Here is a 24,130-nt window from a genome sequence, read left to right on the forward strand (position 1 = left end):
TTTCTGCCCTGCGATTACCAGTGAGACTTTACGTCTCATTGCTTTTCGTCTTCTTCTTTGTTCAGTTTTCAAAGGTCGGTTAGTCGCTTTCACACTTGATGTGCGAATGTTTTCATTTGTTTTTTGCGACTTTTAAATCATATCATTTTAGCAACTATCTGTCAACAACTTTTTAAAATTAATTTATGAATAAAATTCTTTTAAATTGCCGCTATCGTAGCGCCGAAAACTAATATATCAAGTTTTGAGAAATATGTCAACCGAATTATGCATAAAATTTAATAAAAATGAAAAAAATTGCATGAAACATAAAAAAACACTTAGCTAGGCTAAGTGTTTTTGTTTAATTATTTGCTTGTTTTTCTTTGCAATCTGGACATGTACCATATACTTCGAGTCTGTGGTTATCGATTTCATAGCCAGTCATATGAGCTGCAAAATGCTCTACTTCGTCTAAACCTGGATAATGAAAATCAACTATTTTTCCACAAACATTACAAATTGCGTGGTAATGATTAGAAGTAGAAAAATCAAATCGACTAGATGCGTCACCATAGGATAATTCTTTAATTAGACCCGCATCGCGGAAAACGCGTAAATTATTATATACAGTTGCTACACTCATGTTTGGGAAGTTGCCTTCTAGAGACCGATATATGTCATCCGCAGTTGGGTGTGTATGTGAGTTAATTAAGAATTCAAGTATAGCATGACGCTGAGGAGTGATTCTTACTCCTGTTTTCTTCAAGACATCTACTGCCTCTTTTAGAGTTGCATTAGACACCGCCATGCACTCCCTTCCAAAAATAATTATTATCTTTATAATACCGGAAATAACGCTTAACTGTCAATAGAATGGCAGAATTTATAGCTTAATATCCTTTACTTAAATCAATTTCATTGCGTAATGGAGTGTTTTCTTTCAAAAGATTGATATTTTGAAACCAAATTTCAAAGCTACGTTCTAAATATTTGTCGGAATGTCCAGAAACATGTGGTGTGATTGTTACATTATTCGCTTGCCATAAGTAATTATCTTCAGAAAGTGGTTCTGCTGGTAAAACATCTAAATAAAAATGAGTGATTAACTGCTGGTTCGAAGCTTGCTCTAGCACATTTAACTCTACGGCACTTCCTCTTCCTATATTGATAAAAGCCGCATTTTCTTTCATTTTCTCAAAAAATGATAGCGGATAGATTCCTGTTGTTTGTTTTGTATGAGGTAACACACTAACAAAAAAATCTGCTAAAGGAGCTACTTTTTCGATATCGGACATAGCATAAGTTTTGCTAAATGGTTTTACAGGATGACCTGTTGTGTTAACTCCTATAACTTGCATATCGAATGCTTTAGCGAATTCAGCCACTTTTGCTCCGATAGCTCCTGTTCCTGCGACAACTAATGTTTTTCCTGCTAGTTCTGTAATTGGTTCCTCACTTACCCAGTTTTTTTCTTTTTGCATTTTATAGAAGAAAGAAGTTTTTTTGACGTGAGATAGCATGAAAGATAGTGCATATTCCCCCATTGGTATTGCATGAATCCCTCTTACATTCGCGACCTTTATTTGTCGTTCTTGGATTATTTCTGTCGGTAAGCCATCAACTCCCGCAGAGAAGACCATGATTAATTGTAGTTTTTTAGCTTGTTTTATTTTTTCTTCTGTAATATTGGAGCCGTATGTGACGATGACATCTATTTCTGCTAAATCGGCAAAATGATTATTGCTTTCATAGTAAAAAGTTTCATCTGGGAATTTCTCCGCTTGCAAGGTTTTTAGGTGTTCGGGTACGTCTAAAGTAAATAAAATGTTCATTTTGCCGCACTTCCTTTCCTTTGCTATGATTTAATTTTATGCTTTTTTTCATTTATCGGCAATTATATTGTTTTTTCGATTGCGGCATCTTATTTTTTCGCATAGAATATAGTAGGTATTAAAATTTTGAGGAGATGACGAAATGGATCATTCTAAGTCAAAGCAATTGCATGACGAAGCACTTTTACATATAGTTGGCGGGGTTAATAGCCCATCTAGGTCAAATAAAGGGGTTGGCGGTGGAATTCCTGTAACAATGGAGCGAGCTAGTGGCGCTTATTTTTATGATGTGGATGGCAATAAGTATATTGATTATTTAGCTGCATTCGGGCCAATCATTACTGGGCATGCACATCCTCATATTACAGAAGCGATTACAAAAGCGGCGCAAAATGGCGTTTTATACGGAACACCTACGAGACACGAAATTACATTTGCGAAAATGTTAAAAGAAGCTATTCCTTCACTTGAGAAAGTTCGTTTTACAAATTCTGGGACGGAAGCTGTTATGACAACTATTCGTGTGGCTCGTGCTTATACAGGAAGAGATAAAATTATTAAATTTGCTGGTTGTTATCATGGGCATTTTGATTTAGTGTTGGTGGAAGCTGGGTCTGGGCCATCTACACTTGGGATTCCTGATTCTGCTGGGGTTACAAAATCTACTGCAGAAGAAGTTATTACAGTTCCGTTTAATGATCTGGAAGCATTTAAAGAAGCACTCGCTGTTTGGGGCGATCAAGTTGCTGCAGTTTTAGTAGAGCCAATTGTTGGTAACTTTGGAATGGTTGCACCAAAAGAAGGATTTTTGGAGGCGGTTAATGAATTTGCGCATGCCAATGATTCTTTAGTTATTTATGATGAGGTTATCACTGCTTTCCGCTTTATGTATGGTGGAGCTCAAAATTATCTAGGCGTTATTCCTGATTTAACTGCTATGGGTAAAATTATTGGTGGCGGTCTTCCGATTGGCGCTTATGGTGGTCGCATTGATATTATGGAAAAAGTGGCACCGCTTGGCCCGGCATATCAAGCTGGGACTCACGCTGGTAACCCGGCATCCATTCTTTCGGGGATTGCTTGTCTCGAAGTTTTACAAGAAGAAGGATTGTATGAGCGCTTTGAAAAATATGGTTCGATGTTGAAAGCTGGTATTGAAAAAGCAGCTGCCAAACATGGTATCGCAGTTACTGTAAACCAAATTGTTGGCGCTTTGACAGTGTACTTTACAGACGAAGCCATTACTAACTATGCAGAAGCTGGTGCTACCGATGGCGAATTATTCGGTCGTTTCTTCAAAGGTATGTTAGAAGAAGGTATTAATTTGGCGCCTTCTAAATACGAAGCATGGTTTATTACATCCGCGCATTCGGAAGCAGATATTGTAGAAACAATCGCAGCAGTTGATACTGTTTTTGGAAAAATGGTTCAAGATAACTAGGTAATATTACTTTATAAACTCGAGAGAAACGTTATAATAGAAGAAGAATGAGCGGGAAAATGCGAAAAGTCCCGCTCAAATAGTCTATAGAAAGGAATAACCTTCCATGAAATTCGGAGCTAGAATTTTGAAAACTGGTATTGCAATCACATTGGCGCTTTTTATCGCTCAACTTTGCAATTCACCCTCTCCATCTCTGGCAGGCATTTCCGCCGTTTTTGCTATCCAACCTTCTATTTATAGGTCTTATCGAACTATTTTAGAACGGGCACAAGGGAACGTAATTGGAGCTATCATCGCAATTATTTTTGGACTTTATATTGGTAATGATTTTATTTTAATTGGAGTTGCTTCGATTATCTGTGTTGCTTTATTAATGCAATTCCGCTTGGAGAATACGATTGGCCTCGCAGTTGTGACGCTCATTATCGTTATGGATTCTCCTGGTAATGACTTTTTAGAAATCGCACTTATTCGTTTTGGGACAATTATGTTAGGTTTACTTGCCGCATTTATTGTCAATCTGTTCTTTTTACCACCGAAATACGAGGTTTCATTATTTCAGTTAATTTATAATACGAATAGCGAGATTGTTCGTTGGATTAAATTAAACTTGCGTCACGCTGCAGACTTCCCTCTTCTAAAAAAAGACATGGAATGGATGCAAAAACAGTTAAACCAAACGCGTAACTTATACGGATTATACCGAGAAGAACGTACTTTCTTAAAGAAAAATGCCATTTCAAAAGGCCGGAAAATTGCTGTTTATAGGCAAATGTTGCTTTGTTCTCAAAAAGGTTTTGAGCTTTTAAAAATTCAGCACCGTTATGAAAATGATTATTTGCAACTGCCACCAGATAAGCAAGAATTAATTCGGCAACATATCGACTACCTAACCGATAAACATGAACAACTTTTATTAACTTATATCGATAAGGTTTCGATTGATCTTGAATATGTAGAATCCCATTTAGCTCAAGATCCCCAAGATTTAATGCAACTTTTCTTGCGTGAAATGGAAGAAACGGAAAAAGATGAATATGAGGATATGATGGATAAATACCATTTAATGCGTATTATCGCCTCGATATTTGCTTATCAAGAGACTATCGATTATTTAGAAAAATTGATTCATAGTTTTAAACTAAGACATACAGAAGAAAATCAAATCGATATTAATGTTAACGAAGAATAAACAAAAAACGAGCTTGGAGATAAACTCCAAAGCTCGTTTTTTTAACGGTATTCTTTATACTTTTCATACCAAATGTCGATGTAGTCAGGAGAAAATGGACCTTTTTTGTCCAAAATCCAGTGGCTTAGCACATCCACATTATGTCGAAGTATCCGGTCAATCGAGTCCGGGTACTTCATTTGGCGACGGTGTTGTTCGTATTCGCCCTCATCAAGCAAATGAAACCTTCCATCTGGGAAAACCTTAATATCGAGATCATAGTCAATGTACTTCAGCGCTTGCTCATCTACTGCAAAAGGTGTACCTAGATTGCAGTAATGATAAATGCCATCTTCTCTAATCATCGAGATTACATTAAACCAGTAATCACTATGAAAGTAGCAAATAGATGGTTCGCGCGTTACCCATTTACGTCCGTCTGCTTCCACAACTAATGTGTGGTCGTTTCCGCCGATAATAATATTCTCCGTCGATTTAAGCACCACTGTCTTTTTCCAAGTACGATGAAGTTTACCGTTATGTTTGTAGCTCTTGATCTGTATTATTTCTTTCTCTTTGGGTAAGTACATCCTTTATCCTACTTTCCTCATGTACTATCAAAATCATTATTATTATAACATAAGGCAAGACTGCAAAAAAACAATATCGTGCTGAAACGGAAGATTTTCCTAAAAAAAGAGTGATTTTTATGCAAAATAACTAATTTTCACCTGTTTTACTATACTATACTAAAAGTGTTCTACCACCATCTACTAAAATAGTTTGTCCGCGGATCATGTCTGCTTTATCACTAGCGAGGAAAAGTACGGCATTTACTAGATCATTTGGCTCAATCATTCGTCCGGCCGGTGTTTTGCTGACAGCGTCCTTTAATAATTCTTCACGGTTGGGAAAATGGTTGAGTGCGTCTGTTTCGATTAAACCGCCAGAAACTGCATTAACCGCAATGCCAAATGGCGCCAATTCAACTGCTAAATAACGAGTAAGTGATTCTACTGCCGCTTTCGATACACCGACTGTCGTATAATTTTCTAAATAACGAATCGAACCAATCGAGCTCAAGCTAATAATTTTCCCGCTTTGGTGGCGTTGCATTAATTTAGCCGCTTCTTGTCCAGCAAATAATAACGCCTTCGCATTAATGTTCATCGTCCAGTCCCAGTGTGATTCTTCCAGTTCCATCAATGGCCGAAGTACGCCGCTCGCTGCATTGTTAATAAAAACATCTAGACGACCAAATTCCTCGTCTACTGCTTTAAATAATTCTCTAATTTTTTCCACGTCACCAACATTGGCTTTAAAAATCGTGCATTTTCTACCAAGTTGTTCAATTTCTTGCTGTACTTCTTCTGCTTTTTTGCGATTTCTGGAAAAGTTGACCGCGATATCATACCCCTCTTTTGCAAGTGCGATGGCGATTTCTCTTCCAAGACCGCGACTACTTCCTGTTACTAATGCTACTTTATTCATTTGTTACTCCCCCTTAAAATCTTTCCAAGCTTGCCACATTTTTTGATATGGTACTGGAAAAGCAAGCCGCTTCATTTCTTCTTCTGTCGCAAAATACCAATTTTCATTTGGAATTGCTGACTTAAGCGTTGCTACACGAATATCCATTTTCCAGACTAAATGAGAAAAAACGTGTTTGATATGCGCAATTGGCTCTTCTTCTAGTAAAACTTCCAAGCCATAATTATGTAAAAATTGTAGTTTTACTACTTCATCATTTTCTTTTTTGGTGATTTCGATGGTTGGAAATTGCCACATATTCGCAAGCAGACCATTTTCTGGACGCTTTTCGATGGCAATTTTGCCATCATCTGAAATAACGATAATGCTTAATAGTTCCTTGGTTTTCGTTTTTACTTTTTTGATTTTCACTGGGTAATTCGTTTCGACACCATTTTTATGCGCTTCACAAAACGGTTGAAGCGGGCAAAGCATACACATTGGTTTAGTCGGCGTACAGACGAGTGCCCCAATTTCCATTAGACCTTGGTTAAAGGCGGACGGATGTTCTTTGTCGATTAATTGATACAACACTTCTTCAAATATTTTCCGGGTGGATGCTTTCATGATGTCTTCGCTAATTTCTAAAACGCGCGCAATGACACGCATTACATTGCCATCAACGGCAGGTTCTGCTTGATTGTAAGCAATGCTAAGAATGGCTCCAGCTGTATATGGACCAACACCTTTAAGTGATAAAATCGTTGTTAAATCGTTTGGGACTACACCAGAAAAGTCCGCCATAACTTGTTTCATCGCTGTTTGAAGATTTCTGACGCGAGAATAATAACCTAATCCTTCCCAAGCCTTTAAAATATCTGCTTCATCCGCTTTAACAAAATGTTCCATTGTTGGAAATTGAGTCATAAAGCGATTAAAATAAGGAATCACTGTGTCGACTTTTGTTTGTTGCAGCATGATTTCTGAGACCCAAATTCTGTAAGGTTCGTTATTTTCACGCCACGGTAAGATGCGTTTATTCGCTTCATACCAGGAAACAAGTGCTTCTTGAAAAGCGGTTATTTTTGTTTCATCCCATGTTAGTCTCTTCATTTTTCTCATTTTCCCCTCGTAATTCTAATAGATTTCTAATGTGTGATGCTCCGGATGTGTAGTATAATGTAGACAGGGAATAAAATAGTATACCCATTATTAAGCCGATTTCTATTATACAGAATGCTGGCTTAATTGAATAGTGTTGTGCTCTCAAAGGCAACACCACTTGTATTTTTTTAAGACCGATTTTAGAGGAGGCAAAGTCATTGGATACTGGCACACACGTAGTAATGGGAATTGCACTCGGAGCGTTAGCCACCGTAGACCCGGTAGTTGCCGGAAGTTCTCAAGCTGCCATTGGTATTATGACAGCAACAATTATTGGTTCACAGATTCCAGATATTGACACTGTATTAAAACTTAAAAACAACGCTGATTATATTAGAAATCACCGAGGAATCACGCATTCCTTGCCGATGCTTGCTATTTGGCCATTACTTATTTCATCCATTTTGTATTTACTTTTCCCAGCGGCCACGTTTATTCATTTATTGTTATGGACGTTTATCGCGGTGGGATTACACATTTTTGTAGATATTTTTAACGCTTACGGGACACAAGCAATAAGACCGTTTAAGGAAACATGGGTCGCATTTGGATTTATCAACACGTTTGATTGGTTCATTTTTGGTTCTCATGTAGTTGCTATTGCGGCTTGGTTGTTAGGTTCTCCAGTGTTACCCACGTTTATCACGCTCTATATCGTTTTGGCACTTTATTATGTGGCAAGATTTGTTACGCAGCGAATGATCAAACATGCGGTTCAAAACTTAATTCCAGATTCAGAAGAAATCATTATTGCTTCCACCATCCACTTCTTCCAGTGGCGTGTGGCGGTAACAACGAAGGATCATTACTATGTAGGTCGAGCTTTCAAACGTAACATCTCCATCTACGAAAAATTTGACCGGTTACCCGTTCCAGATAACGAAATCATTCGTTCTGCTAAAAAAGATAAGAATCTTGCTGCTTTCATCTCATTCTCGAAAGTTTACAACTGGCGGATTGAGGAAAAACTTGATGGCACTTATGTAACATTCACCGATTTACGTTATCGTAGTAATGGGCATTATCCATTTGTAGCAGTAGTTAAGCTAGATGATGATTTAAATATTATTTCATCGTATACTGGTTGGATTTTCTCAACAGAAAAATTATACAAAAAACTAGCACCTGTTAGTATTTAAAAAAAGACCCGGGATTCCGGGTCTTTTTTATTTATCTACCTGTACTTCCTACCCCACCAACACGTGATTCGTTGGCAACGATATCTGTATCTGCGACTAAGTATTTTTGGAATACACCTTGAGCGACACGTTCACCCGCTTCAATCGCTACTGGTTCGGAAGAGAAATTTTTGATGGCAATGCCGATATTGCCGTCATTACCTGGATTACTATAATAAGAAGAATCGATAATTCCTGTACCGTTACATAGTAATAAACCTTTTTTAATACCAATGGAAGAACGCACATGGATATTTAGCACTTCATCTTCTTGCATATAACTTTTAATATCTGTCCAAAAAATATGTTTTTCTCCTGGCGCGATAGTTACTGTTTCATTGGAGAAGAAATCATAGCCGGCTGAACCTTTGTCGCCGCGTATTGGTAAAGATATCGTTTGTTCTGGAAACTTTCTGCTTGCTTCATTTACTACTTCAAATCCTCTTACTTTCACTTTGTTCACTCCTATTTGTTTGGGTCTTTTCGTTCTACTTGATGTAAAAAGCTACCGTGGCGCTCGATTTGTTGTCGAACGTAATCCGCCGCGTACTCAGGACCGCGGTACGGGTAGCCTGCTTTTGCATAGGAACTTTCGAAATCGGACCAAAGCATTTCAATCCACCATAAAGCTTTTTCTTTATCTAAATGCGGGTTTTTAGCCATCAATTCCGCCGTTAGTTCATCTAAATATGTGTACACTTCACTCTTCCTCCTCGAAACTGATTTCATTTTCAGTTAGGTATGATTGAATTGTATCATAAGAAAAACCTTTCTGCATTAGCGATGTGATTGTTTTTTGCTTGGCGATGCTTGGTTTGTAGCGTTTATTTTTACGCATGGTTTTTTCGATTTGTTTTTGTAAGATGTCTGCTTCATCGGCTACATCTATTTCGCTCGTTGCTTCCAATGCGGCCGCTTTGGCTAATTCGCTCGTATAGCCTTTTTGGATTAAATCGGTGATGATTTTTTGTTGGAGCATTTTTTTAGCGCTTTTGTTATTTCGTTTCATGATTTTGATTGCTTGTTTCGTGGCGTTTTCGAGTTGATCCTCATCGGAATATTCTTCGATAACTTGGCTAATGATTTCTCGTGTTAAGCCTTTTTCGACTAATTCGCGTTCGATGGTTCGCGGACCTTTTAGGGTTGTTTTGATTTGTGTTTTAGTATATAGTTCCGCAAATTCAACATCGTTAATGTAATCCATATCAGCTAGTTTTTTTAAAATCTCATCAATAGCAAAAGGTTCCATTTCTTGTTTTCTTAAATAATCGCGAATTTCTTTTTCCGAGCGGACGCGGTGAGATAAGAAATTGATTGCTTTATTAAGACCTTTTCGGACCATATCGGATTGTTTGATTTCTTCTATTTCAGCCTCAGTGAGCGTTTTTCCTTTCATTAACTGGTAGCGGGCTAAAACTTCTTCGTCTACACTAAAGTTGTATTTTTCATCAATAAAAATGTTGTAGCGCTCTTTGTTTTTCTGTTGGACACTTATGGACGTGATTTTCATAATCCGCCTCCTTCTCCCCTCTATCATACCGCAAAAATTGGTTTTAATACTACTAAAAAGGGAATAAACTAGTTAGGACAATAAAGAGGTGATAAAATTGCATATCTTACTTACAGGCGCAACGGGTTTTATTGGTGATCATTTAGTGCATGAATTAGAAAAATCTGATCATGAGCTTTATATTTTAACGAGGCAAAAGCTAAAAAACCGCGCGAATGTACATTATATTGAATGGTTAAATGATGATAAATTACCTAATTTAGATGATTTACCAGTAGATGTTGGTATTAATTTTGCTGGTGCTGGTTTGATGGATGAAAAATGGACTTATGATAGAAAGAAAGTGATTGTAAATAGCCGCATCGAAGCTACTTCAGCGCTTCTATCGATTGTGAAGAAAATGAAATCCAAGCCAAAACTATGGATTAATGCAAGTGCAATTGGGGCTTATACGTCCTCTAAATCAACTATTTATCTGGATACAGAAGAAAATACTTATGCCGATAATTTCTTAGGAAAAACGGTTTATGAATGGGAAAAGACAGCAAGTGCGGCGGGTGATTTAGGTATTCGCGTTGTTTATGCGCGCTTTGGTCTTGTGCTTGGGACTGATGGTGGCTCGTTCCCTGTTTTTGAAAAGTTATTTCAAACTTACACGGGTGGCCGCTTTGGTAATGGTAGACAATGGTATTCTTGGATTCATGTTGATGATGTTGTTGCGGCGTTATTATTTATTTTTGACCATGAAGAGATAAGTGGTGTCGTTAATTTTACTGCCCCACATCCTGTCCAAGAGAAGAAATTTGCAGAACGACTCGGGAAAAAGATGCATAAACCATATAAAACACCGGTTCCTAAAAAAATTATCAAGTTTATTCTTGGTGAACGCGCTATGACTATTTTAGATAGCCAGCGAGCTTATCCGGAAAAATTAATGAGTCATCATTTTGAATTTCGCTTTGAAACTTTACAGGAAGCGCTGGATGACTTGCTCGATTAATAAAAAACCAGACTCTGATTTTACTCAGAATCTGGTTTTTTTGTTTGTTCTTCAAGCGGGAAATCAAGGACGACTTGGTTGTTTGCAAGTGGTCGTTTTTTACCAACGAGAATCATTAGTTGTAACATCGTGAAAGCAATGGAGCTTCGTTTTCTAAAGGCAACAAATTTTTGTTCCCATTCGGTTACGTATTTGGATTTGAAATTACGTAATCCTTTGAAACCGTAAAAGCCTTGACTATAACGGTAAACAAGTCCCGCTAATCGTTCACCTAGGAAAGCATATTTACTTTCTCCGACATTGGCAAGTGGCGCCATGCCGGCATTAAATGTTTGGAAGCCATCTTCTTTGGCTTGTTCGAATAAGTTGATGAAAAGGAAATCCATAATGCCTGATGGCGCTTCTTTGGAATAACGCATTAGGTCAATGGAAGTCATTTCGTCCGTATAAGACGGCATCATCGAGGCAAAACCGACGACAGTACCTTCACCGTTTTTAGCAATGGCGATAGGTGCTTGTTCGAGATAATAGGTATCAAAGAATCCTAGTGAAAAACCTTTTTCTTCTCTTCCGTCCAGCCATTCATCGGAAACTGCTCGTAGTGTCGTCCAGGTTTCATGATTGAATGGTGGATTTATTATTTCAAACGTATAGCCTTCCCGCTCTAACTTGTTCATTAGCGCGCGCTCGCCTTTTTTCTTTTTGCCGCTCATAGTGAAGTTTTGGACATCCACGAAGCCTTCTTCACCAAGTTTGATAAAGTCAAAGCCGTGATCGTGTAAATAAGGAATCATGGTGCCACGAACTTCATAGAAAACTGGTCGATAACCGAATCGATCCGCGTTCATCATAACTTCTTCAATTGCATCTTCCATTTTGTCCATATTACCAGTAGGTTCTCCCATGATAACCATTTTGTCCGCAATAATTCGGTAAGAGAAAAGTACTTCCCCATTCGCTGCCCAGAAAAGAAGTTTATCACGCAAAAACATTGTATGGCTGACTTCATTTCCACCCCATTTTGCTAGGTGTTCACGCACTTTGACCGCTTCAAATGGTGAGCCTAACTTTTCTTTTGTTGTGGATAAATAAATATAGATAACGACTAAACTAACGACAGCGATAAAGACACCGACAAATCCGACTAGCCATAGATGTTCAGAGGCAATACGTAAATAGTCTGGAATTTCTTTAGAATGCTTGATATTTGGCGAATTGTAAATACCGATAACGATATAACCTGCCAAACAAACAATGAAAATAATACTATCAATAATTACTTTACTCCAAGTATAAACTAGCTTTTCTCGGTAAAATTCATTGCGAGCTAGGAATAAACATAATAAAACAATTCCTAAAAAGACAGCTTGCTTAATCGAGAATACACGAGCTAATGTGTTGAAAATCGCGCAACCTAGTACAATAACCGTAATAATGTATGCTTTTTTCGTTTTACATTCAATCCCTCTCGCAAGTCCGAGCAGTAAAAAGCCGAAAGCAACAATCGTAATTTGGGATGTAAATAAGAAATTAAACGGCATAATTTTGTATAGGAATGGCACGTGATAGATGGCGTTTGGCACAGATGACGATAAAATCAGTAATAAACCAGATCCATAGACGAAAATAACTAAAAAGCGATGCGCCACTTTTTGTAAAAATAGCAATGGCAGGCCTTCTAAAAAGTCATTTACTCGTTTGCCGGCTTTTTGAACGAAGAAAAGTAGTCCGACTACAAATGGAATAATATAGTAGAAAATTCGATAAAATAGCATCCACGCGAGTGCTAATTCTTGAGAAACGCCTAATTGGCTTAGTCCAAGAATCATTACAACGTCAAACGTCCCTACTCCACCGGGTACCATGGAGGCAATCCCAATGACAGAAGCGATAACGAATAGTGGGAAAACTTTGAAGATGTCTACTGGTTCTCCCATCAGCGTTCCAATAATAGCGAAACACCCAAATGCAAAGCCCCACTCTAAAAGAGATGCTGCGATTAATGTTAGTTCGCGTTTAATTGGTAAATCGACAAAGAGTGACTTACTTTTCCATTTTGTAATAGTGAATAAGATGGGGAAATAAAGTCCTCCAGCAAGTAACCACGGCCAGTAATTAACAAAATGATCTGCAAATCCTGGAATGAGTAATGTGGCTAATGATACTAAACAGTAAATCGATAAGCCGGATACTAAGAATAAAGCAATTTTGGAAATAGCTAGTAAAATTTCTTTATGGGAGGCATTTTTCCCGTAAAAGCTTGCTCTTAGGCTGGCTCCTAACACCCCACCGAATCCACCAATATTCGTAAAAGTATTGGTGATCCAACCAGAAGCAATCACATGCGATGGTGAAAACTTTCCGGGTAACAACTTAACAATGACATAATCATATAAAAGCATCGGGGTCACTGCGATTAAGCCAACGATAAACATAATAAATATTTGTTCTGGGCTTTGGGAAGTGATATTGGCTTTTAATGACGAATAGTCAATTCCGGTCGCAATATTAATAATTTCGTATATAACGAATCCCATCACAAAAGTGATAAAGACAATTTTTACGATGGTACTATTTTTTTGAAACCACGCATAGGCTTGCATCAATTTTTCTTTCATAATAGAGTCTCCTTAACATTTTCCATTCATCTTTTTTTATTTATTCGTTTTCTAACGGATGGTACAGCATACGCGAGCATAATGCCGATTAAACCACTTAACGTATTTAAAATGATATCATCTATGTCTGTCGAACGATTGGGTGGTAGCGAAATGCCTTCGAATCCTGTAATCATCGTTGTTTGCGCAAATTGTAGTAGTTCGATGCCGCATGAAGTAAGGAATACTACTAGCAGTGTTTTGCTCGCTGTGTTTGTTATTTTGAAGTAAAGCATGAAGAAAGACAGTGGGCATAACAATAAAACATTCCCGATAATTTGAATGATGGTAGGCATCGTTGGTAATGTTTGCTTGAATGTATTTTCTATCGTTGTAAAGGGTATTAAGTTCATCATTTCTTTTTGAATATGGAAAGTTCCTGTATAGGTACTATTTACGAAATCTCCAATCGATATGTAAGCCACTAGGTGTAATAAGATAATTATATAGAGAATAAAAACACAAAACCAGATAAAGTCTATCCAATTTTTTAGCTGCGCCATGTTAGTTAGTATGAGTGTCGCTAAAAAAAGTAAACAACTATTAGCAATCGCATTAATTAAATCAGCGTTATTCCCAAATTGTAATGCGAGCGAAATCCCGTAAAGGAGATATAATACTGGTAATAACAACACAAAAAAACGGCATTTTTGGACCTGCATTCTCGTATTCCAACGCCTTCCGTTTCAAAATCAGCTTTCAGACTCTCTGAATAAGCTCCTAGTAACAGTTTAGCAGATATAAAAATGAAAAGAAAGCTTGTTTGTGCTTACATTTTTGCAAGCTTATGTAAGGGTTTCGGGTTCTTATTTTCTTTTTAACCGAAAAAGTGCTACAATTTCTTAATGATATTTGTGGAGGAGACTAGGATGAAAGAATTATTAGGGTTATTAAAAGAAGGTAATAAATCAGCTTTAACTGCGGCGCTTGTTAATACAATTGTTTCCATTATCAAAGGCGTGACTTATTTTTTTACAGGAAATATTGCGATGTTTGCTGAAACGTTACATAGTCTTGGTGATGCGGCTAACCAATTTTTCGTTTTTATCGGCTCTGCTTTAAGTAAGAAACGACCAACGAAACGTTTTCCGCATGGTTTTGGGCGGATGGTTAACTTAGTATTACTTGGTGCGGTTATTGTTGTTGGGATTATGGCGTTTGAAACGATTCGTGAAGGTTTCGCGCATATTATCCATCCAACAAGTTCGACCGGTTTTCTGATTAACCTTACTGTCCTTTTACTTTGTACCGTACTTGAGTTTTCGGTTTTAGTGAAGGCAATGCATGAAATTGCACATGATGTTGGTTTAGAATCAAAAGGACTTCAATTGTTTAAAGACAGCATCTTAAATCTCGGTAAGGCAAAAGCGGCAACCAAACTGGTATTTTTAGAAGATTCCGTTGCAACTGGTGGCGGATTGCTCGCGATGATTGCCGTTATTATTTCCCACTTCACCCCTTTCCATCAGGCAGAAGGTATTGCTTCGATGTTGATTGGAGTCATGATGTTTATCGTTGTTGGAAAAGTCTTTTTGGACAATGCGGCGGGTGTTATTGGCGAGTCGGATCAAAGTATGCACTTGACAGTTGGCCAACTAGTAATGAGTGACCCGGATGTTCGCGATATTCAAGTTTTAACTGTACTTAAAGAAGGCGACGTTTTCCATGTCGATGTCGAGGTTGAATTAGACCCAATGCTGACACTCGCTGAAGTAGATGATATTAAAGATCGTTTAGAAGAAAACATTGGAAATCTGCGCGGTGTTGCGGATGTACTCATTTCCTTTGATGAAGATGATGCGATTCGTAACTGGGAATATGGTGACGGACGCTAAGAAGAAAAAGCCAAGTGCGTGCACTTGGCTTTTTTTAGTCTCCAGGATTTATAATTGCGAGTACTTGGTGGTCTTCCCACGTACCATTAATGCGCACATTTTTAACCGCGAGCCCTTCTATGTGGAAGCCCGCTTTTAAAAGCACTTGTTTGGAACGTTCATTTTTTGGCATCACACCAGCTTCAATACGATGAAGACCAAGGATATCGAAACCAAAATCTACTATTAACTCTACTGCCTCGGTGGCATAACCATTTCCATTATGTTCTTTATCTAGAAAATAACCGATAAAGGCTGATTGCAACGATTCGCGCAAAATACTAAATAAATTAATCGTGCCAATCAGTTCATCAGTATTATTCAAGAATATCCCATAATAATATTCCACATCGCTCGCAGCAAAATCCTCTAAACGTGAAATAAGCGCTTGCTGTTCTTCTATCAAATAAAATCGCTCATCCCGCTCCATCGAATAGCCTTCAAAAAAAGCTTTATTCGCTAGATGAAAAGCTAGTTTTTGATTCGCATCTGTTATTTGAAATGGTCTTAAGTAAATCCGTTCCCCTGTAATCCGCATCCGTATCCCTCCCGCATTTTTCTAAATTATAAGATTGTTCTCGTTTGATTGCAAGTCAAACTACTAAGTCAAATTCCTCTTTATACCCATTTTATTAAAAAATAAACCTTCTATTACGAATATAAGTGTGTTATTATGTTGATGTTGGTTATTTTTATATTATTTTTCTAAAAAATGGAGGTTTTTTTAATGATTGTTAATGCGGAAACAGAAGACGCAACTCTCCTTCTCGATGGTTTACTTCAAAACGTGGCAATAATTCGTTTTGATACTAATAAAAAAGTAACTTATGCTAATGCCCTTTTTGCGGAAGCTATGGGATATTCAGAAGATGAAATGTTGAAATTGTCCCATCCGGACTTATGCTTTCCTGATTTTGTTCAAAGTGCAAGCTACAAAGAAATGTGGACCAACCTGCTTGCTGGGCAAAAATTTCAAAATAAAATTGAACGAAAAAATGCACGTGGTGAACGTGTTTGGTTTGAAGCGACTTATATCCCGATTATTCGCGAAGACTTGGTTGTTGGTGTTGCAAAAATCGCGACTGACATTACGCGAAGAGAAGAAACAGTTCATGATTTTGCATCAGGTTTAAAAAATATGGCAACCAATTTAAAAGAACATTCCAGTGTTGGAAAAACGCGCAGTGAAGCTCTCCTCGAACTCGTGAAATCAATCACGAAAGAGTCAAATGAGAATACTGTTACTCTACACGACTTGCAAACGGAAGCACAAAATATTCATGGGATTATTAATACAATTAATGGTATTGCCTCGCAAACGAATTTACTAGCGCTAAATGCAGCGATTGAAGCCGCACGTGCTGGTGATGCTGGTCGTGGCTTTAGTGTTGTCGCAGAAGAAGTTCGCAAACTTTCAAGCCGTGTGGAAGAAGCGATTAAAGAAGTCGAAAAAAGTGTCAACGGTATCACCCAAGAAATTAATACGATTTCCAGTGGTACAGAACGCGTCGAAGCAAAAGTCGAGGAAAGCCAAGAAGTACTTATTTTATCTTTAGAAGATTTTAGCCAAATTGAATCTGCCTCTACTGCTTTGGATCAAAATGCCGGTGCTTTCACAAAAATGATTTAACCGACTGAAAAAAGGAGCGAAGAAATCTTGAAACTAATAGGAAAACATCCTTCTGGTCGCGCCATTATTATTCGTTTAAACAACCAAGAGTACCATTATGAAACCGCAAATAGTTTTGGAAGCGCCACTTCACTTACGAGAGCAAAGACAGAAGCTAGAGCCGATAGTTTTACCTCTAATGAAATGGATCAAGGTCTACATATTGGTAATTGGCACTGGAAAGAGCTTGGATAAACAAAAAGCCCACCTATTTTTATAGGTGGGCTTTTTTTATTTACGCATTCAAAGCTTGTTCTAGTTGATCTTTAAAGGCAGTTGCCACATCAAACACAGTAACAAATTGGAAATCGCTCACGTTATAATGGACAACAAACTTGTTATCACGATGGCGAACCATAATGGATGAACGAACTTTATCCCCAATTGCATCCCCTGCTTGTGTTTCATTATAGAAAACCCAATGTGTTGCTTCGATTGGATTTGCTGTTTTTCCTGCAAGGTCGCTTTGAATGAGTTGTTTTATTTCTTCACTTAATTCTGGCGCGAATTCATTTTCGATATAGCCGTACCAAATAGTTCGGTAGTGTTTTGCTTCAAATTCATTTGTTTCATCAAATAGTTTTTTCATGATTGTTTCCTCCTATTGGGTGTTATTTCTATTCGTGATACCTTTTTAAGCGTTCTTCTAATGTTCCAGCGTGTAGTTCAAAGAGATGATTATCAAAATCATAAAAATAAATCGACCGTCCCTCACCTTGGACTCTAGGGCGTTCTGGTTTTATTTCCACACCAAGAGATTTAATCCGCTCGATATATTCATCCACTTCCTCGGATTGAATTTGGAACGCAATATGATTGTAAGTTCGCTCTTGTAAAGATTCCCCTTCCATAATACAAATCCACAGACCAGCTATTAGAAAAAATTTTTCTTTGGAAAGTGAAAAAGTATTGTCTCCACTGGAATAGATTTCTTCTGCATTAAAAATATCCTGCAAGAAAGTAGTTGTTCTTTTCAAATCTTTCACGATGAGCGTTATATGGCTTAATCCTGAAATCATCATTTTCCCCAACCTTTATTTATCTTTTAACTGCAAAAGTACCACAGTTTCCACATGCGCTGTTTGCGGGAACATATCGACAGGTTGCATATAGCGAATGCGATATTTCTTCGCAAGTAAAGCTAAGTCACGAGCTAAAGTGGATGGGTTGCAAGATACGTAAACAAGTTGTTTTGCTTCTACTTCTAAGAGTGATTTAATCAGTCCTTGGTCACAGCCGCTTCTTGGTGGGTCGACGATTACAGCATCGGGGCGGAAACCTTCTTTCACCCATTTCGGCAATACGTCTTCTGCTTTCCCTACTTCATAATAGACGTTTTCAATACCGTTTTTCTCGGCGTTTCGTTTGGCGTCCTCAATCGATTCTGGAATAATATCCATACCGCGAACTTCTTTTACTTTTCCGGCAAAAGCTTGTCCGATTGTTCCAACGCCGCAATAAGCATCTACTAATGTTTCACTGCCCGTTAGTACGAGTGCTTTTTCGACTTCTTGATAGAGCCGCTCTGTTTGGAATGGGTTTAATTGGAAAAAGGCACGAGCCGATAAATCGAATTCGAGTTCCATTAATTTTTCTTCAATGCTTTCTTTTCCTGCTAAAAGGAATGTTTCATCGCCGAAAATGAGCGAGGATTTTGCTTGGTTTACGTTTTGCATGATTGAAGTCACTTCTGGAAGAGCTGCTTCGATTTCTGCAAGGATTTCGCGTTTTTTCGGCAGTTTTTTACTATTCGTAATGAAAACTAGTTGCGTTTCGCCAGTTTTTACACCCGTACGAACGACGATTGTCCGGACGATGCCACTACCAGCTTTTTCATCATAAATTGGTACGCCGTATTTTTCGAGTAAGTCGCGAACAAAATTCGTTACTTTAATCGTAACAGGTTGTTGGACAATACAATCTTCAATTGGAACAAGTTGGTGCGAGTTAGCTCCGAAAAGTCCTGTTTCGACTTGGCCACTGCCTACCATTCTTGTTTGGAATTGGCTCTTATTGCGGTAACGCCAAGGATCTTCCATGCCGATTGTTGGGCGGATTTTTAATTTAGATGGATCGATTTTTGTATGTTTTTCGATTGATTGAATAACAATATCTCGTTTTAATTCAAGTTGGGCGCTATAAGCCACGTGTTGCAACTGGCAACCTCCACACGCCTCATAAACTGGGCAAGGTGCGGTAACTCGGTTGGGAGATTTTTTACGGATTTTATTTAATTTTGCTTCGGTGAAACGATCACGAACTTTGACCGCTTCGACAACTACCTCTTCACCGGTAATTGCGCCAGGTACAAATACAACTGCTTTTTTAAAGTAGCCAATTCCTTCCCCGTTGATTCCCATACGTCGAATCGTTAGTGGGAATTTTTGGCCTTCTTCTACTGGATTTTGATTCATTATTTTCCTCCATCATTCCAAGTCTTCATTAATACTAACAAAAAAACAGCAACTTGTCAGTAGTTTACGGCATGATTTCCAGACTTTCATCGACAATGATGCTATTTTCGACAGAACGAACCATCGAACAGTATTTCGGCGTCAATTTTAGCGCCTTTTCGAGTGCTTTAGGATCTAGCTCTGAACCGGTTATTTTAAAATGAAGATGTATCGCGCTAATTCGATTTTCTTCTTCGGGGATGCGTTCCATCGTTGCGTCTATCCATAAATCGCTGAACTCCACCCGTTTTTTTCTTAAAATGTTGCGAAAAACAATGGCGCTACAACTGGCAATAGACATTAACATCAAATCAGCTGGTGAATAGTTGGTCATTTTTTCATCAATTAAAAAATCCCCTGTGTCAAACCCATTTTCGGTATAAACTAGCTTTAATAGTTTTGTCATCCTTATCCCTCATTTCTTCTCTTTTATCGTACAAAAATTCTCCTTATTAAGCAAATTAGTAGTATAATGAACAGATAGTCGACCAGAAAAGGAGGCTACTCATGTTATGGAAGGAGTAGGAAATAAAGTGATTGTTTTAGCAGGAATGATTGGCGCTGGGAAAAGTAGTTATACGGAGCTAATCGCAAATGAACTCGGAACAAAGGCATTTTATGAAAGCATTAAGGATAATCGCATCCTCGAAATGTTTTATGATGACCCAAAAAGATGGGCTTTTGCCTTACAAATATATTTTTTAAATACCCGTTTTCGCAGTATTAAAGCCGCGTTGACGGATCAAAATAATGTGCTTGATCGAAGCATCTACGAGGACGCGCTTTTTACGCAAATTAATTTTGAAGAAGGTAACATTTCGGAACCTGAGATGGATACATATCTTGATTTGCTTGATAATATGATGGAAGAACTTGCTTATATGCCGAAAAAAGCGCCGGATTTATTAATTTACTTGCGCGGAAGTTTAGAAACGGTTCTCAGCCGGATTTCTCTTCGTGGTCGTCCTTATGAGCAAATTGACGATAATCCCGGTTTGCTTGATTATTATAAACACCTTCATAGTCGTTATGACAGCTGGTTTGAATCCTACGATAAAAGTGATACACTCGTGATTAACATTGACGAGATTGATATTACTAAACCGGATGACGCAAATTATGTCATGCAGTTAATTCGTGAAAAATTAAAACGCTAAAACAGACTTATGCTGTTTTAGCGTTTTTTAATTGATTTCGCCTAATTCTTTTTTCTTTTTCCGAATTGCCAGTGTAGCGTTCAGCTCTCCGCCAATCATTAAAATAATGCCGGTCAAATAAAACCATAACATTAAAATAATAATTACCCCGATACTACCGTAAGTTGCTGAGTAATTGCCGAAATTGTTCACGTAATAGGCAAATCCTACTGAAGCGACTGTCCATCCGATTGTTGAAAATAATGCTCCCGGGAGGACACTAATTAACGTACTCCGCCTGTTTGGTGCCACCCAGTATAAAAAGGTAAAGACAACAAAAATAACAACGAGCGTAACGGTCCAACGAAGATTATTCCAAAAACTAAGAAAGTCTTCCGAGAAATTTAAATGATTTATTAAAAACATCCCAATTTGCTGTCCGAATACGAGTAATAGCAAGGTTGCTCCTACTGTTGCAAGCATTGCGAGCGTGAAAAACATGGATAATAAGCGTTGCACGACGTAATTTCGTTTATTCGTTACGCCATACGCTTTATTGAGCGATTTCATGACCGCATTCATACCGTTCGATGCTGACCATAATGTCGCGATAATCCCGATGGAAAGTAAGCCGCCATTTTTTTGCGTTAATAAGGTATTTAAATTATCTTCTAAAAAGTCCATAATCTGGTCTGGCGCAAATTCTTTTATCATATTGAAAACAGAATCTTTATCAATATGAAGATATGCAAGCAACGTCGCCGCGATTAAGAGCATTGGGAAAATCGAAAACAGCATATAATAAGCTAACTGTGCTGCATTCCCAGAAACGTCATTTCGTCCAACTCGCGCACTTACTGCTTGGCCCACTTGAACTATCCCGTTATGTTTAATATATTTTACTACTTTTTTCCACACTACTAAGGCCCCCTGTTCTAGTCATTCGTCTGGAAGTTTTTGTTCTATTATGGTAAAATTTTGTCTATTAGCTTGAAAGGAGCAAAAAGATGAATCTTGAAACCCCTTCGCAGGAAAACTTGACTTTTATGTTAACTGAAATTACTACGAAACTAAAAATGGTGAATGTTGGTGTTTTTGAAAATCTTGAGCTTGACTCTGTTGATTATAACGCACTTATCGATATTTATCAGCTAATAAAACGCAAATCTAATTTTAGCCCGCGTGAAATGCAATTATTTGCAGAAGAGTTGCGTCGGATTAGAAAATAAAACAAATTCCAGCCACTTTTTAGTGGTTTTTTGTTTGGAAATAATTAGTGCCAAAATCCACTAAATCCCGCATATCATAAATTTTCGTCGGCGCTCCGATAATGGATGTTGGATGAAAATCACGCTCTTTCTCGTAAGCTCGACCTAAAGCGATAAACGCCTCACTATTATAGTCGATTTCTTGATACTTCTCCCAAATGATTTCGCCGTTTTTTAGAAAAGCCGCTTGATTTTCGATAAGTGGAAAGGCGTTAGATCGCTCTTCCGCCAAATGTAGCGATGTATTGTTATTATTATCAACGCCAAATAAAATGATTTTCGCCCCAAGTTGGTAGAGTTTTCCAAGCGGAGACTCATCTCCCATACTTTTCGCGAGTGGCTGGTTTGCGAGGATGTTTTCTTTATCCTTTCCCCAGGCACAAAACGAATGATACGGATGAAAACTACGCATCACATCAGGAATTGCGCGAAATGTTTCAGCAATGACACCCATCCCGCGAGTTGGGGTAACGAGTGGATCAAATGGAGGCGTTTCTGCGCGAATGATTTTCCACCAACTTTCTGGAACTGGCGGATTTTCCCATTTAGATGGATCCGTTAATTGTCCCGTTTGAGCTGGCATAACAATATTGCCCGTTTCACCAACAAGTTCTTGTAAGGCTAAAATAACCGTGACCGGGCCGCCACAAATCCAGTCTGCTTTTGACATCGAAGCATGAAAAATAATCGTATCGCCTTTTTCAATACCCGCTTTTCTCAGGTCAGACACGATTTTATGTTTTGTTGCTGGTTTTTTGGTTCGCCAGATGGCCATTTTTTCTCCCATTTTGTCTGTCACCACCCCTAAAATAAAGCCAGATGCCTAGAAAAAAACGTCAAAGTAAAAGCAGATGTAGTTTTACATATGTTTTTACTTGAATTCTGTTCTAAAAGCATCTGGCTAAATAGTTTAATTAGTCGTTTTCGCCTTGATATGTTAAAATTTCTGGGCCATCTTTTGTAATAGCAAACGTATGCTCATATTGAGCGGATAAAGAGCCATCAACTGTTCTTGCAGTCCAGCCATTATCGTCCATTTTTGCTTTCCAAGCGCCCATGTTTACCATAGGTTCCACCGTGATAACCATGCCTTCTTTTAAGCGTGGTCCTTTTCCAGCTTGACCAAAATGCGGAATATCTGGTTTTTCATGTAAAGTTGGTCCAACGCCGTGCCCGATAAACTCGCGCACAACTGCTAGATTTTCGGATTCTACGTATGTTTGGATGGCATGACCAATATCGCCAACTCGAGCGCCAACTTGTGCTTGCTCAATACCTAAGTAAAGTGCTTTATGGGTTACATCCATTAAATGCTTCACATCATCTGGAATTTCACCTACAGCATAAGTCCAAGCAGAATCAGCAAGTGCGCCGTGGTAATTCACGACCATATCTACGGTAATAATGTCGCCTTGATTTAGCTTTTGTTTGCGCGGGAATCCGTGACAAATTTCGTCATTGATACTTGCACAAATAGCATATTCGTATCCTTCAAAGCCTTTTTGCTCTGGAGTTGCGCCATTTTTACGTAAAAATTCTTCTGTAAAAACTTCTAAATCCCAGCTAGTAATACCAGGTTTAATGATTTTTTTTAGTTCTTTATGCGTATCGGCAAGGATTTTCCCTGCTGCTTTCATTTCATCGATTTCGCGTCTTGATTTGAGTGTGATCATCTTTTCATTCCCTCCTAAAATTTCCACTATTTCCTATTATAGCTCGAAACCCCTTAGAAATAAAGTAATCTGGAAAAAAGGTTGCAGTTTTTCTGAAGACATTTATAATAGAATGTATCAGTGAAAAAATGGTGGGCTCATTTGTGCCATTTTAAACAATAAAAAATTCAGAAAATGGTGATGCAAAATGACAAAAGTGATGATCGTTTATGCCAGCATGACTGGTAATACACAAGAAATTGCCGACATTTTAGGTGAAGAATTAGAAAAATATGATATCGAAGTAGAAATTGAAGAATGTATTTCAGTGGACCCTGCAGACTTACTAGAATATGATGGCGCGTTAATCGGCGGCTATACATACGATGATGGTCAGCTTCCTGATGAATTCGTTGATTTTTATGAAGATATGGCGGACGTTGATTTTAGCGGCAAAGTGTGCGCTTCTTTCGGTTCTGGTGATACTTTTTATGATGAATATTGCTTAACCGTTGATTTAATTGAAACTCGTCTAAAAGAACAAGGTGCGACGGTTCCAGTTGCGGGGCTAAAAGTTGATCTTGATCCTGACGAAGAAGATGTTGTTCGCGCAGAAAGTTATGCTAAAACATTTGTTGATGTATTAAAAGGTTAATTATAAAGCAAGCGG

28 protein-coding genes are annotated in these 24,130 nt (G+C 38.1%); 10 read left to right on the forward strand and 18 right to left on the reverse strand.

Going from position 1 to position 24,130, the window contains the following annotated elements; translation table 11 throughout:
* Positions 1-343: 343 nt before the first annotated feature.
* Together perR and HCJ55_RS12960 are read right to left on the reverse strand one after the other, a co-directional pair.
* Positions 344-790 (reverse strand): peroxide-responsive transcriptional repressor PerR, encoded by a 447-nt coding sequence (gene perR / locus HCJ55_RS12955; protein WP_008947641.1) that lies wholly within the window; start codon positions 788-790, stop codon positions 344-346.
* An 82-nt stretch (positions 791-872) separates the two neighbouring features.
* Complete coding sequence (locus HCJ55_RS12960) at positions 873-1,814, reverse strand: NAD(P)-dependent oxidoreductase (RefSeq protein ID WP_185518534.1); 942 nt, start codon at positions 1,812-1,814, stop codon at positions 873-875.
* 142 nt (positions 1,815-1,956) lie between these two features.
* Here HCJ55_RS12960 and HCJ55_RS12965 point away from each other — a divergent pair, with 142 nt between their 5' ends.
* Complete coding sequence (locus HCJ55_RS12965) at positions 1,957-3,255, forward strand: glutamate-1-semialdehyde 2,1-aminomutase (protein WP_008947643.1); 1,299 nt, start codon at positions 1,957-1,959, stop codon at positions 3,253-3,255.
* Between the two features lie 106 nt (positions 3,256-3,361).
* Positions 3,362-4,450 (forward strand): aromatic acid exporter family protein, encoded by a 1,089-nt coding sequence (locus HCJ55_RS12970; protein WP_003739130.1) that lies wholly within the window; start codon positions 3,362-3,364, stop codon positions 4,448-4,450.
* A 41-nt stretch (positions 4,451-4,491) separates the two neighbouring features.
* Here HCJ55_RS12970 and ntdP read toward each other — a convergent pair whose 3' ends face one another.
* From ntdP to mutY, 3 genes are all read right to left on the reverse strand, one after another.
* Entirely contained in the window at positions 4,492-5,019 is a 528-nt protein-coding gene (gene ntdP / locus HCJ55_RS12975; protein WP_003723875.1) for a nucleoside tri-diphosphate phosphatase, read from the reverse strand.
* A gap of 154 nt (positions 5,020-5,173) precedes the next feature.
* Positions 5,174-5,920 (reverse strand): enoyl-[acyl-carrier-protein] reductase FabL, encoded by a 747-nt coding sequence (gene fabL / locus HCJ55_RS12980; protein ID WP_185392594.1) that lies wholly within the window; start codon positions 5,918-5,920, stop codon positions 5,174-5,176.
* A 3-nt stretch (positions 5,921-5,923) separates the two neighbouring features.
* Positions 5,924-7,021, reverse strand: a complete 1,098-nt coding sequence (mutY, locus tag HCJ55_RS12985) for an A/G-specific adenine glycosylase (RefSeq protein ID WP_185518536.1) — start codon at positions 7,019-7,021, stop codon at positions 5,924-5,926.
* Positions 7,022-7,221: 200 nt separating this feature from the next.
* Between mutY and HCJ55_RS12990 the strand changes: the two genes are divergently transcribed.
* Positions 7,222-8,202, forward strand: a complete 981-nt coding sequence (locus tag HCJ55_RS12990) for a metal-dependent hydrolase (protein ID WP_185518538.1) — start codon at positions 7,222-7,224, stop codon at positions 8,200-8,202.
* 31 nt (positions 8,203-8,233) lie between these two features.
* On the opposite strand, the gene HCJ55_RS12995 is transcribed toward HCJ55_RS12990, so the two are convergent.
* From HCJ55_RS12995 to recX, 3 genes are read right to left on the reverse strand one after another with little or no spacing between them, the layout of a single operon-like run.
* Complete coding sequence (locus tag HCJ55_RS12995) at positions 8,234-8,695, reverse strand: dCTP deaminase/dUTPase family protein (RefSeq protein ID WP_008948040.1); 462 nt, start codon at positions 8,693-8,695, stop codon at positions 8,234-8,236.
* An 11-nt stretch (positions 8,696-8,706) separates the two neighbouring features.
* Positions 8,707-8,940, reverse strand: a complete 234-nt coding sequence (locus tag HCJ55_RS13000) for a YfhJ family protein (RefSeq protein ID WP_008948041.1) — start codon at positions 8,938-8,940, stop codon at positions 8,707-8,709.
* 1 nt (position 8,941) lies between these two features.
* Positions 8,942-9,751, reverse strand: coding sequence for a recombination regulator RecX (gene recX, locus HCJ55_RS13005; RefSeq protein WP_008948042.1), 810 nt, complete (start codon positions 9,749-9,751; stop codon positions 8,942-8,944).
* 97 nt (positions 9,752-9,848) lie between these two features.
* On the opposite strand from recX, the gene HCJ55_RS13010 reads away from it, so the two are divergent.
* Positions 9,849-10,751, forward strand: a complete 903-nt coding sequence (locus HCJ55_RS13010) for a TIGR01777 family oxidoreductase (protein ID WP_185518539.1) — start codon at positions 9,849-9,851, stop codon at positions 10,749-10,751.
* Between the two features lie 20 nt (positions 10,752-10,771).
* Here the strand turns inward: HCJ55_RS13010 and mprF are convergent, their stop codons facing one another.
* Together mprF and HCJ55_RS13020 are read right to left on the reverse strand one after the other, a co-directional pair.
* Positions 10,772-13,369: a bifunctional lysylphosphatidylglycerol flippase/synthetase MprF gene (gene mprF, locus HCJ55_RS13015; protein ID WP_185518541.1), complete on the reverse strand. Its 2,598-nt coding sequence runs from the start codon at positions 13,367-13,369 to the stop codon at positions 10,772-10,774.
* Positions 13,370-13,395: 26 nt separating this feature from the next.
* The gene (locus tag HCJ55_RS13020) at positions 13,396-14,070 is read right to left on the reverse strand and encodes a VanZ family protein (protein WP_185503350.1); all 675 of its coding nucleotides are present in this window, start codon (positions 14,068-14,070) and stop codon (positions 13,396-13,398) included.
* 207 nt (positions 14,071-14,277) lie between these two features.
* Between HCJ55_RS13020 and HCJ55_RS13025 the strand changes: the two genes are divergently transcribed.
* Positions 14,278-15,243 (forward strand): cation diffusion facilitator family transporter, encoded by a 966-nt coding sequence (locus HCJ55_RS13025; RefSeq protein WP_008948046.1) that lies wholly within the window; start codon positions 14,278-14,280, stop codon positions 15,241-15,243.
* Positions 15,244-15,277: 34 nt separating this feature from the next.
* Here the strand turns inward: HCJ55_RS13025 and HCJ55_RS13030 are convergent, their stop codons facing one another.
* Positions 15,278-15,820, reverse strand: a complete 543-nt coding sequence (locus HCJ55_RS13030) for a GNAT family N-acetyltransferase (protein WP_008948047.1) — start codon at positions 15,818-15,820, stop codon at positions 15,278-15,280.
* 189 nt (positions 15,821-16,009) lie between these two features.
* Here HCJ55_RS13030 and HCJ55_RS13035 point away from each other — a divergent pair, with 189 nt between their 5' ends.
* Positions 16,010-16,912 (forward strand): methyl-accepting chemotaxis protein, encoded by a 903-nt coding sequence (locus tag HCJ55_RS13035; protein ID WP_008948048.1) that lies wholly within the window; start codon positions 16,010-16,012, stop codon positions 16,910-16,912.
* Between the two features lie 27 nt (positions 16,913-16,939).
* Positions 16,940-17,146 (forward strand): hypothetical protein, encoded by a 207-nt coding sequence (locus tag HCJ55_RS13040; protein ID WP_003762628.1) that lies wholly within the window; start codon positions 16,940-16,942, stop codon positions 17,144-17,146.
* A gap of 40 nt (positions 17,147-17,186) precedes the next feature.
* On the opposite strand, the gene HCJ55_RS13045 is transcribed toward HCJ55_RS13040, so the two are convergent.
* The 4 genes from HCJ55_RS13045 to HCJ55_RS13060 all read right to left on the reverse strand — a co-directional run bounded on the left by HCJ55_RS13045 (position 17,187) and on the right by HCJ55_RS13060 (position 19,810).
* On the reverse strand, positions 17,187-17,540 hold the full coding sequence (locus HCJ55_RS13045; protein ID WP_185518543.1) for a hypothetical protein: 354 nt from the start codon (positions 17,538-17,540) through the stop codon (positions 17,187-17,189).
* Positions 17,541-17,568: 28 nt separating this feature from the next.
* Positions 17,569-17,970: a fosfomycin resistance hydrolase FosX gene (gene fosX, locus HCJ55_RS13050; protein ID WP_185518601.1), complete on the reverse strand. Its 402-nt coding sequence runs from the start codon at positions 17,968-17,970 to the stop codon at positions 17,569-17,571.
* Positions 17,971-17,985: 15 nt separating this feature from the next.
* Positions 17,986-19,365 (reverse strand): 23S rRNA (uracil(1939)-C(5))-methyltransferase RlmD, encoded by a 1,380-nt coding sequence (gene rlmD / locus HCJ55_RS13055; RefSeq protein ID WP_185518545.1) that lies wholly within the window; start codon positions 19,363-19,365, stop codon positions 17,986-17,988.
* A 64-nt stretch (positions 19,366-19,429) separates the two neighbouring features.
* The gene (locus HCJ55_RS13060) at positions 19,430-19,810 is read right to left on the reverse strand and encodes an OsmC family protein (protein WP_185518547.1); all 381 of its coding nucleotides are present in this window, start codon (positions 19,808-19,810) and stop codon (positions 19,430-19,432) included.
* Between the two features lie 106 nt (positions 19,811-19,916).
* Here HCJ55_RS13060 and HCJ55_RS13065 point away from each other — a divergent pair, with 106 nt between their 5' ends.
* Positions 19,917-20,561: a deoxynucleoside kinase gene (locus tag HCJ55_RS13065; protein WP_008948055.1), complete on the forward strand. Its 645-nt coding sequence runs from the start codon at positions 19,917-19,919 to the stop codon at positions 20,559-20,561.
* 27 nt (positions 20,562-20,588) lie between these two features.
* On the opposite strand, the gene HCJ55_RS13070 is transcribed toward HCJ55_RS13065, so the two are convergent.
* Complete coding sequence (locus tag HCJ55_RS13070; RefSeq protein WP_008948056.1) at positions 20,589-21,458, reverse strand: YihY/virulence factor BrkB family protein; 870 nt, start codon at positions 21,456-21,458, stop codon at positions 20,589-20,591.
* 89 nt (positions 21,459-21,547) lie between these two features.
* On the opposite strand from HCJ55_RS13070, the gene HCJ55_RS13075 reads away from it, so the two are divergent.
* Positions 21,548-21,769, forward strand: a complete 222-nt coding sequence (locus tag HCJ55_RS13075; protein ID WP_185392631.1) for a DUF1128 domain-containing protein — start codon at positions 21,548-21,550, stop codon at positions 21,767-21,769.
* Positions 21,770-21,788: 19 nt separating this feature from the next.
* On the opposite strand, the gene HCJ55_RS13080 is transcribed toward HCJ55_RS13075, so the two are convergent.
* The gene (locus tag HCJ55_RS13080; RefSeq protein WP_185518549.1) at positions 21,789-22,595 is read right to left on the reverse strand and encodes an AAC(3) family N-acetyltransferase; all 807 of its coding nucleotides are present in this window, start codon (positions 22,593-22,595) and stop codon (positions 21,789-21,791) included.
* 127 nt (positions 22,596-22,722) lie between these two features.
* Positions 22,723-23,481 (reverse strand): type I methionyl aminopeptidase, encoded by a 759-nt coding sequence (map, locus tag HCJ55_RS13085; RefSeq protein ID WP_185392635.1) that lies wholly within the window; start codon positions 23,479-23,481, stop codon positions 22,723-22,725.
* A 187-nt stretch (positions 23,482-23,668) separates the two neighbouring features.
* On the opposite strand from map, the gene HCJ55_RS13090 reads away from it, so the two are divergent.
* On the forward strand, positions 23,669-24,115 hold the full coding sequence (locus HCJ55_RS13090; RefSeq protein ID WP_008948060.1) for a flavodoxin: 447 nt from the start codon (positions 23,669-23,671) through the stop codon (positions 24,113-24,115).
* Positions 24,116-24,130: the final 15 nt, after the last annotated feature.

It is taken from the genome of Listeria marthii, assembly GCF_014227425.1.
Lineage (GTDB): Bacteria > Bacillota > Bacilli > Lactobacillales > Listeriaceae > Listeria > Listeria marthii.

What these genes read in the sequence shown, in the direction of transcription:
- HCJ55_RS13075 (WP_185392631.1), top strand. Translation starts at nt 21,548, where the DNA reads ATGAATCTTGAAACCCCTTCGCAGGAAAACTTGACTTTTATGTTAACT.
- mutY (WP_185518536.1), bottom strand. Translation starts at nt 7,021, where the DNA reads ATGAGAAAAATGAAGAGACTAACATGGGATGAAACAAAAATAACCGCT.
- map (WP_185392635.1), bottom strand. Translation starts at nt 23,481, where the DNA reads ATGATCACACTCAAATCAAGACGCGAAATCGATGAAATGAAAGCAGCA.
- HCJ55_RS13035 (WP_008948048.1), top strand. Translation starts at nt 16,010, where the DNA reads ATGATTGTTAATGCGGAAACAGAAGACGCAACTCTCCTTCTCGATGGT.
- HCJ55_RS12970 (WP_003739130.1), top strand. Translation starts at nt 3,362, where the DNA reads ATGAAATTCGGAGCTAGAATTTTGAAAACTGGTATTGCAATCACATTG.
- HCJ55_RS13025 (WP_008948046.1), top strand. Translation starts at nt 14,278, where the DNA reads ATGAAAGAATTATTAGGGTTATTAAAAGAAGGTAATAAATCAGCTTTA.
- HCJ55_RS13045 (WP_185518543.1), bottom strand. Translation starts at nt 17,540, where the DNA reads ATGAAAAAACTATTTGATGAAACAAATGAATTTGAAGCAAAACACTAC.
- HCJ55_RS13030 (WP_008948047.1), bottom strand. Translation starts at nt 15,820, where the DNA reads ATGCGGATTACAGGGGAACGGATTTACTTAAGACCATTTCAAATAACA.
- rlmD (WP_185518545.1), bottom strand. Translation starts at nt 19,365, where the DNA reads ATGAATCAAAATCCAGTAGAAGAAGGCCAAAAATTCCCACTAACGATT.
- HCJ55_RS13080 (WP_185518549.1), bottom strand. Translation starts at nt 22,595, where the DNA reads ATGGGAGAAAAAATGGCCATCTGGCGAACCAAAAAACCAGCAACAAAA.
- fabL (WP_185392594.1), bottom strand. Translation starts at nt 5,920, where the DNA reads ATGAATAAAGTAGCATTAGTAACAGGAAGTAGTCGCGGTCTTGGAAGA.
- HCJ55_RS12965 (WP_008947643.1), top strand. Translation starts at nt 1,957, where the DNA reads ATGGATCATTCTAAGTCAAAGCAATTGCATGACGAAGCACTTTTACAT.
- fosX (WP_185518601.1), bottom strand. Translation starts at nt 17,970, where the DNA reads ATGATTTCAGGATTAAGCCATATAACGCTCATCGTGAAAGATTTGAAA.
- HCJ55_RS13020 (WP_185503350.1), bottom strand. Translation starts at nt 14,070, where the DNA reads ATGCAGGTCCAAAAATGCCGTTTTTTTGTGTTGTTATTACCAGTATTA.
- HCJ55_RS13065 (WP_008948055.1), top strand. Translation starts at nt 19,917, where the DNA reads ATGGAAGGAGTAGGAAATAAAGTGATTGTTTTAGCAGGAATGATTGGC.
- ntdP (WP_003723875.1), bottom strand. Translation starts at nt 5,019, where the DNA reads ATGTACTTACCCAAAGAGAAAGAAATAATACAGATCAAGAGCTACAAA.
- perR (WP_008947641.1), bottom strand. Translation starts at nt 790, where the DNA reads ATGGCGGTGTCTAATGCAACTCTAAAAGAGGCAGTAGATGTCTTGAAG.
- recX (WP_008948042.1), bottom strand. Translation starts at nt 9,751, where the DNA reads ATGAAAATCACGTCCATAAGTGTCCAACAGAAAAACAAAGAGCGCTAC.
- HCJ55_RS12960 (WP_185518534.1), bottom strand. Translation starts at nt 1,814, where the DNA reads ATGAACATTTTATTTACTTTAGACGTACCCGAACACCTAAAAACCTTG.
- mprF (WP_185518541.1), bottom strand. Translation starts at nt 13,369, where the DNA reads ATGAAAGAAAAATTGATGCAAGCCTATGCGTGGTTTCAAAAAAATAGT.
- HCJ55_RS13090 (WP_008948060.1), top strand. Translation starts at nt 23,669, where the DNA reads ATGACAAAAGTGATGATCGTTTATGCCAGCATGACTGGTAATACACAA.
- HCJ55_RS13060 (WP_185518547.1), bottom strand. Translation starts at nt 19,810, where the DNA reads ATGACAAAACTATTAAAGCTAGTTTATACCGAAAATGGGTTTGACACA.